The organism is Paenibacillus sp. 102, assembly GCF_039549175.1.
GTDB lineage: Bacteria > Bacillota > Bacilli > Bacillales > Bacillaceae_G > Bacillus_A.
In genome coordinates this window covers 1-8,122 of sequence record NZ_JBCGHT010000044.1, presented here as the reverse complement: position 1 = coordinate 8,122, position 8,122 = coordinate 1, and the positions used below count along the sequence as shown (strand labels likewise).

Here is an 8,122-nt window from a genome sequence, read left to right as displayed (position 1 = left end):
GAACAAAGTAGATATTCTCGTCTAATCTGGATGGATCAATGCCAGGATTCCCATGAATGTTTTCTCTGTTATTATGGCTCAATGAACTTTGATGAGATTGATTAAATGAGATAGAGAACAACATAAAGCGCCACCACTTTCCCTAGATTAATTGATACAATAAGTCTAGCAAAGCGACGAAATTGTGTCAATTAACGTAACCCTATACGTATTTTGACGCTAACGCATCAAAATTGATAGGGGTCTTCGACGCTTTTCGGCTTTGCCGAGCCATGCCTGGCATGGCAAAAAACAATATATTGGGCCTTGCCCAAACCCACTGGGGAACTCTTCCCCAGACCCCTTCAATTCAACTCCCCAACCCCTCAATCCTTGAGGGGCTCCCTCGCCGGTTGGCGTCCTCAAAACGGTTCGTTTTGAGGAACTGCCAAGAGGTTGGAGAATCCGCTGCACGTGTCAATTCCTTAATGCTCCTTTCATGGATCAGCACAAACCGCTGATCCATTCCAGTCCGCTTACCATTGACACTTACCTATTACTGTTGAAAGATACTATATATCTTTTTTAATCCATCATAAAATATTTGCAGTAACGATTTTAATATGTTCAGGAGCAATAATATCTTGAACACTCTCTCTTAAATCCTCAATTATCATTTCTTCTAGATGTTTCAAAGGAACTTCAAACGGCATGCATTCCAAGTTTTCAATGTTAACCAAAGTGTAATTATCATTTTTTTTTACAACTAAATATTGCTGGTTCTCTGTTAATAATACAGAACCTAATTGGATTCCTAATATACGTTTATCTTCAAATTTCATGAGATAATATCTCCCTTTTTTATCTTTTTTTGACATAACGAAGCTATCATATAACAGTCATATTAATTCAAACAATATCAATTTTTATATTCGGTGTTCTTAATATTATAATTGTAATATATAAATTAAAAATATCTATGAAAACAATTTTAAATTAACCTTAAATAATTAGACTGTTGTTATCATTTATGAAAGTAAACTTTTAGATATTAGTTTACTTTCATTTCCCCTTAAACATTGAATTCAAACCAATCCCCCTGTTATCGTCAAAAACAACAACAAAAGTATACATTCAAAACATGACAAACAAAGAAATTAGAACATCTATTAACAAAAAAGAAAAAGCTATATCCATACTAGCTTTTTTACATAATTTCCGTTATCTGAAGTTTACTTAGGATATACTACAGTCTCTTCCTTAAAAATGTTTCCATGATATCTCTCTTAAAACTTTCGTAATTGAACTGAAAAGCGACATTATGTGTTTTATAACCCGGATTTGTCACAAAACGAAAATCTGCAATACTTTGACCGAATCCTTCTCCTTGATCAGGAATTACTTTGATAGGTACTTTTGAAAGGAGAACTGCATCTGGGTTCAACAAATACCACATTGTTACAAAATCATGCATAGGACTTCCCCCTATACCAGGATTCGATTTAGAGTAGAAATTATAGTAGTAGTCTAACATGGGCTTGATGATAAGCCCTGCAAGGTCCTGTGTATTACGGTGAAACGCGTCGATTTGTTGGACCATTTCGGGTGTAACAATTGCGTGTTGAGTGACGTTTAACGGAATAATTGTCAAATTCTTTGCATGCTGCAGAATTAAGTTTGCTGCATAAGGATCTGCATAAAAGTTAGCTTCAGCCACAGCAGTCACGTTTCCAGGATAAAAAAAAGCTCCTCCCATACAAATGTATTCATTCACGTTCCGCATTGTTTCTAAATTTAGGACAAATGCCGTCGCCAACGAAGAGAGCCTTCCCAAATTGATAATTATGAGATCATCTAAATTAGAATCTATAATCCCATAAATATCATTGATAGGGTAAATCGGATAAGAAATCTCAGGCGGAATGATAGGTCCTAAACCCACTTTCCCATGCACTTCAGGAAAATACTGGACCAATATGCCCGTTAAAGGTACAGAAGCACCCAGAAATACAGGTATCTCTTCTTTTCCCCCAATATACTTTAAATAGTTAATATTTCTTATAACATTCTCTCTTGATACATTTCCATAATCAGCTACAATCCCTACAAGTTGGATATCTTTACGAAAAAAGGTATACAGAACAGCAAAGGCATCATCAATCCCTAAATCTGTAAACAGAAGAACTTTTTTTGGCATATATCCTCCCCCAAAAGCAATAGAATCGTAATTTCATTGAGCCTGTACTATATATATTTCATGTGTTCCTGAATAGTACGTTCTGATTATCAGTCACTGCATACATCCTATATGTTTTTACACCTAAAAAATATTTTTTTTGTATATCCTCTACATGTGAACTTAACATAACGCCACTTATCAGAACTCAATACATCTAGAAACCTAGAAAAGTCCCTTCAGAAGATCTGAAGGGACTTTTCATTCACATAATCACAGTTATAGGAAGGAAATATCAATCACTGAGCATTAATAATCTTTAACTGAGTAACAGTTCCAAAACTGATTTTTAATAGAAAAAAAGGGTTACAAATTCGATTGTAACCCTTTTTCCAAGTGTTTTTTGTTTTATACGATTCCTATAATGATTACAGGACTGAAGTATGGTTCGAAATAGCGTTGATTATATGATCCCAATCGTCGCAGTGAATTTCGTGACCCGATCCTTCTAGGGTTAGTAACAAAGCATGCGGAATTTCATTAACGAGAGCAAGAGCATGATCGTATGGAAGCACTATATCTTCTGTACCATGGATAACCAAAGTAGGTATATTGATTCCTTTTAACTTCCCCTCATAAAAATCATCGCCTTTAAGAAGGGAATGATATAAACTATTAAATTCTCAAGAAAAATTGGATTCTTTAGCTAAGTAAAGGTATCAGATTTTAAAGTATTTAGCATCAAGAAGTATGTATCCTATGAAAGTTAAGAGAAGAACAAGAGTAAAAAAAATTGTTTTTTGCTTTTTACTTCTATTTTTAAACCATCCCCATCTTTTGCTCTCGTCTTCTAACCAAAAGTAATCAACCACAAGAAATAACAGAATAATTAAGAAATAAAAAAAGATTTTCAGTTATAATCATCTCCTTTATTACCCATAGATACACACACTTCTTTTTACTTCCATTTTATAAAAAATTATCTCTTATAAAAAAGATAAACTTTTTTGTTTTTCTACTATTCAAAACAACTTGTTAAAAAGAGTAAAATACAACAAATATTAAACCCTGTGTCTTACCATCTCTTCCACCAAGGTTTTTTAGCTTCTTGATAAATTTCTTCAATCTTTTTATCAAAAGCTATATCTCTTTTTGAAATATATTCAATCATTTTTTGCATATCTTCAATTTGTTGATCTTTTTCTTTTTCCCTTTTTTGAGATTCCAATAACTGTTTTTTTATTTCAACTTCAGTTTCTTCAAATGCTTGCAACTTAGAAATTATCATTTGATTTTGTTCTTCAATTTGTTCTATTTGCTTTTGAAATGAATTTGCTAATTTCTGAATCTCATATCGCATTTTGTGCGAAATCAAATCATCTTTTGATTCCTTATTTATCAACGGTTGCACGCTTTGTATCGGTGATTTTTGCTTCTGTCTTCGTATCACTGCTACGGAAGCCGCCATATCAAGGTTTACTCCACCTTCTTTTCTAGCTTGAATCAAATCTCTAAACGTTAACTCATCTATATCAGTAAAAATCCTTGTGTTATTTTCATTTTTTCGAAAAACATACCCTGCTTTCTCAAGAGATTGGGCGTATTTCCTAACTGTACTTTCAGCAATTCCAAATGTTTTAGCAATATCATGACTTTTTAATTCCTTAGGGATTCCCTCTAACAATTCAATTTCTGTATCACCCGTATCGGCCATCGCTACCACCTCTTTCTATTTTTATAAGCGATATATCGGCGATATAATATAAATAAACAACACTTAAAATAAACATAACAAAAAACAAACAAGAATACACAAAAAATTTTAGACAAATTAAGCATATACTCGTCTTTTTTAAACATCAGCATATACTATGATTTTAAAAAATTATAATCAAATTTATACAAGATTTTATACAAAAAAACAGAAAAATAAAATAGCAAAGACCCCCTAGAATCCTTGCTATATCAACAATGTATAAAATCCTACATATCAATTTTACATAGAAAAGAAGAGAAAACTTAATAAAAACAAGGATTCCAGCTTGTCCTTGCTACCGATAATTGTACGTTATGTTAACCTTATATGTATACAATATACAGTCGTTAAACAAAAAAACATCCCGAAGGATGAAAAGAAAATCTATGTCTATTTTCTAGTAATAACCACTTGCTATAGAAATTTGTGTAGCAAGAGAACAACTGGCTTTTTTCTATTTAATAACTACCTGTCCGACGAATAGCTATTCCTGTAGCTGACCATCCACCATTCCATATTTTATCTACTCTTGAAATTGTACCTTGAGCATAAGAAGTTACCTTATTATCATTTACTTGTAGAGTATAGCAAGATTTACTACCTACAGGAACAGTACATCCATAGCTTAAACCATCACTATTACGAACAATATGGGCATCCCCATATTTCCCCCCTACTACATTATAATTCGAAGGAAAATTTAATATAATTTTTCCCCAAGCCGTTTTACAAGAAGGACTATAGCGTAGTTCAATTACTCCATATGAATTAATACTTGAACTTCTAACAGTAATCGCATCTCTTGCACATCCTGTAGCGATTGGATCAGTTCTGTCATAAGTCGCAGCCAATGTAGAATCTGCTCCATATGAAAAAATCCACATCATTGCCATTACTAATAATCCCATTATTGAAAATGCCTTTTTCATGATAATTTCTCCTTCCACTCACTCAATTCAAAGTATTAAATTTTAAAGAGTAAAAACGGTTGGATATTAAAAGAAACTGGCAACAGACACATAATTTTCACCACTTACAGAGTATGATCCATATGGATCGTAAATATCAACATAGTAGGTACCAGGAATCATGTTAGTGAATGTTGTAAAAGGATTCACTGAACTTTCATAACCATGGTATAATTTTTGATAACCGGTACATCTCCCGGTTGAAGTACTACATAGTTTAGCAGATAGTACAGTTGAGGCAATTGGCTTGTTTCCTGGTACCATTACTGAATTACGCACATAAATTCTTACAGCATTGTCATAACTTGTAGTTTTAATAGTACGATCCCATTTACCATCATTTGTATTAAACCGTGCCCAATTATAATCAGTTGCTGCACTTGCTAATCCACTAAATCCTAACAATACAAACATTGACAACATCAACAAACTCATAACAGATAGTACTTTCTTCAATGAGAATACCTCCTTTCTGAGTATTGACATACGTAAATATCTTACAAATAAACAGATGAAATTATAATATCATTCCGATTATTGGAATAATCGGAATATGAAAATAAATTACTCTCCAGTAAAGCAAGTTGAAAAGTAGTTTTGTAGGTTCCTAAATAATATCTTGTTGACTCCGAATCAAACGACAATGTAACAGTAGGTGGATTTCTTATCTATGTAGATATAGAGATAAAAAAGATTATAGGCTACGGCTATAGAGACTAAATTAGAGACTTATTAACTTCCGTTAACGAGAATTATGTGAACATGAAAGTCCCCCAGTTAAACAATCTGGAGGACTTTTTTTATGGTTTGTTCTTGTCTTTTGGTCTTACATTTGCTTTTTGGCTAGAGTGCTGGCTCGTCGTGTGGGGGCGAAACCCCACGTATTACGTATCAAAATATTGTATAAGAACTATTTTTGAACGATTGATATAAGCGGTTCGGCTCGTATACTTGCTTGTCCAAGTCGAGAACCATTATTTTGCTTTTTGTCTGTCGGCTTGGCGATAAAAATGAATCGAGCCGAAAAAAGTTTCGCAAGGACAACATCAAAAAGAACGGCGGTAGCCTTTAGGTGAGGATTAACGAACCGACTTTTTGATGTTGAGGGTGGAGATTTTTGAGTGGTTTTCTCAAAAATACAACCCGTTCCTTGCGGAACTTTTAGCCCTATATATAAGAGTGAGATAGGGAAAGTAAAAAAAGTCAGTATTATCAATGGTTTATAGAAGGTAGGGTGTCAAAAAAAAGTGACACCTGTGTCAAAAAAAAGTGACACCTAAAAAAAGGTAAATAACAACAAAAAAAAGAACACAAGAAAATTTTTGCGTTCTTTTAAAATAAATAAATGGGTAATTTATGTTTTTTCTTTCCTTGATCTTCAACTTTAAAATTTCTTAATGAATCCCTAAAAATATGTTGAGTTGCTTTATCTATTCCATCTTTAGGAGAACAACACATAATATTTGGATTTACAAACCATGTACGACTAGTACAAACCCGTCCATCTTCAGTTGTAACACCTGATTGTGCAACTGCTAATACTCCCTTTTTTAATAAACCATTCATAACACTAGAAATACTTTGGCGAGTCATTTTAAACTTTTCAGCTAGATATGTAGGTGATGCTGGGTTATTTGTCTCACGTTCTACAAGAACATTAGTTTTAAACTCTACAGATGAAGTTAATTTGAATAAAAAAGCTTCTTCCTTACTACTTAAATAACCTATTTCAATCAAATAGTCTATATTATCCATTATAATTTGCACAAATCTCACCCGATCTGTAGGCTTTTTCTTTTTACCTATGAAATATTCTTCCCCACCAGACATTTTACTTAACATCTGTAAAAGCATAGCTCTTTCTTCTTCTGAATATCCACCAGTTTGCAACTGATCATAAATACTATCAATCTTACTATCTCTTATTTTCGCTTTTTTTTCAGCTTGTCCAAAATCTACAACTTTTGTCATAAAATAATTCTCTCCCTTAGTGGAAGGAATCAACTTTTATATGTTAGAATGTATATAGAATATATAGTGGTTGATTCCAACCTTATTATTAATGAAAAACCGCCTCGCCGACCAAAGCTTGGGCGGTTTTTCTCGTTTATACGTCTTTCTTTATAATAACATGAAATGCGTTGCTAAAGGTTTCCATCTATTAAAAATCAATTCTCTTTTTCAAACATTATCACGTCTACCTTTCCATATCAGAATCTTGATATCTGCTCATTTCTCTCTTATGTTCACGTTCAAAATGATTATCTACGCTTTTATTACCCAATTCACTTTTGATAAGCCCTCTAAACGACTGAAATTGGTCTTTAAAGACTTTTTTCGTCTGTTCATATAAAACCTTTATATTCGTCTGCAGACCCTTTATATGAGCTTTTAATGAGCTAATTTCCCCCTTTAACACACCGACTTCTTTTTGTAACTGACTTCTTTCTTGTTTCAACGTTCGATTTTCTTCCATCCACCCCTCTGCATGCGCTTTTAAACTTTCATTCTCTTTCACAAAATCCGTTTTTCTCAAACGCTCATAATCTTTTTTGATAGTAACAGCTGCATTCACTTGTCTTATTAATTTTTGATATTGTTCTGGTGATAACACATAATTTCTTGTCTGTTTCTTCGTAATTTCAGCTTTTCCAAACATTTTATCCTGTACTTCTGTTATTACTTCTTTACGCAAAAATGGAATTTTAATAGGTTCATCTGGTACTTGATTCGTGACACTATCCAATTCTTTTTGCTGCTGTTTCACCTTTTTTTCTAACTCTATATATTGCTGACCAATCAGCTGTAACTTTTCCCTTTCACTTTTTACTTGTTGTTCCACTGCTTCTAACTCTTTATATTTATCAGCTACATGTGTTTTCACCATCTGTAATTCATTGACTTTTTCTTCAGCATGCTTCATATGATGGTCAAAAACTTCTAACTGCATTTCTTTTTCATATATTTGATTCTCAACGGTTGATTTCATTTCAGCATATTCCTTGTATTGACGGACTTTCATGTACTTATGTGAACCTACATTCGCTCGTTCAAATTCTGGCATTTGTTCTTTAGACAAAGATTCAATATAAGCCGTTTCTGATTGTCTCCAATTTGCAATTAACTCCGTCCCTTTTCCTTTTACGCCTTGTTGTTGCAAGGCTCTATCCATTCCGACACGCTTCGTTAATCCTCGACTACTTTCAAAATTCGGTACATAGTTAATATGTAGATGCGGATTGG

Annotated in this window: 7 protein-coding genes and 1 pseudogene; all 8 read right to left on the bottom strand. The window is 33.2% G+C overall.

Annotated elements, in window-relative coordinates; all coding sequences use genetic code 11:
* Positions 1 to 572: 572 nt before the first annotated feature.
* On the bottom strand, positions 573 to 821 hold the full coding sequence (locus AAIE21_RS28950; protein ID WP_343269837.1) for a hypothetical protein: 249 nt from the start codon (positions 819 to 821) through the stop codon (positions 573 to 575).
* A gap of 404 nt (positions 822 to 1,225) precedes the next feature.
* Positions 1,226 to 2,176, bottom strand: coding sequence for a nucleoside hydrolase (locus AAIE21_RS28945; RefSeq protein WP_343269836.1), 951 nt, complete (start codon positions 2,174 to 2,176; stop codon positions 1,226 to 1,228).
* Between the two features lie 407 nt (positions 2,177 to 2,583).
* Positions 2,584 to 2,820: pseudogene (locus AAIE21_RS28940) on the bottom strand (alpha/beta fold hydrolase); the annotation flags it as partial.
* Positions 2,821 to 3,230: 410 nt separating this feature from the next.
* Positions 3,231 to 3,839 (bottom strand): hypothetical protein, encoded by a 609-nt coding sequence (locus AAIE21_RS28935; RefSeq protein WP_343269835.1) that lies wholly within the window; start codon positions 3,837 to 3,839, stop codon positions 3,231 to 3,233.
* 530 nt (positions 3,840 to 4,369) lie between these two features.
* The gene (locus tag AAIE21_RS28930) at positions 4,370 to 4,840 is read right to left on the bottom strand and encodes a DUF2690 domain-containing protein (protein ID WP_343269834.1); all 471 of its coding nucleotides are present in this window, start codon (positions 4,838 to 4,840) and stop codon (positions 4,370 to 4,372) included.
* A gap of 66 nt (positions 4,841 to 4,906) precedes the next feature.
* Entirely contained in the window at positions 4,907 to 5,302 is a 396-nt protein-coding gene (locus AAIE21_RS28925; RefSeq protein WP_343269833.1) for a hypothetical protein, read from the bottom strand.
* Positions 5,303 to 6,211: 909 nt separating this feature from the next.
* Positions 6,212 to 6,850, bottom strand: coding sequence for a MarR family transcriptional regulator (locus tag AAIE21_RS28920; RefSeq protein WP_343269832.1), 639 nt, complete (start codon positions 6,848 to 6,850; stop codon positions 6,212 to 6,214).
* 226 nt (positions 6,851 to 7,076) lie between these two features.
* Positions 7,077 to 8,122 (bottom strand): mobilization protein (locus tag AAIE21_RS28915; RefSeq protein ID WP_343269831.1); only part of this gene is annotated, 1,046 nt, incomplete at its 5' end.

What these genes read in the sequence shown, in the direction of transcription:
- AAIE21_RS28950 (WP_343269837.1), bottom strand. Translation starts at nt 821, where the DNA reads ATGAAATTTGAAGATAAACGTATATTAGGAATCCAATTAGGTTCTGTA.
- AAIE21_RS28945 (WP_343269836.1), bottom strand. Translation starts at nt 2,176, where the DNA reads ATGCCAAAAAAAGTTCTTCTGTTTACAGATTTAGGGATTGATGATGCC.
- AAIE21_RS28930 (WP_343269834.1), bottom strand. Translation starts at nt 4,840, where the DNA reads ATGAAAAAGGCATTTTCAATAATGGGATTATTAGTAATGGCAATGATG.
- AAIE21_RS28925 (WP_343269833.1), bottom strand. Translation starts at nt 5,302, where the DNA reads ATGTTGTCAATGTTTGTATTGTTAGGATTTAGTGGATTAGCAAGTGCA.
- AAIE21_RS28920 (WP_343269832.1), bottom strand. Translation starts at nt 6,850, where the DNA reads ATGACAAAAGTTGTAGATTTTGGACAAGCTGAAAAAAAAGCGAAAATA.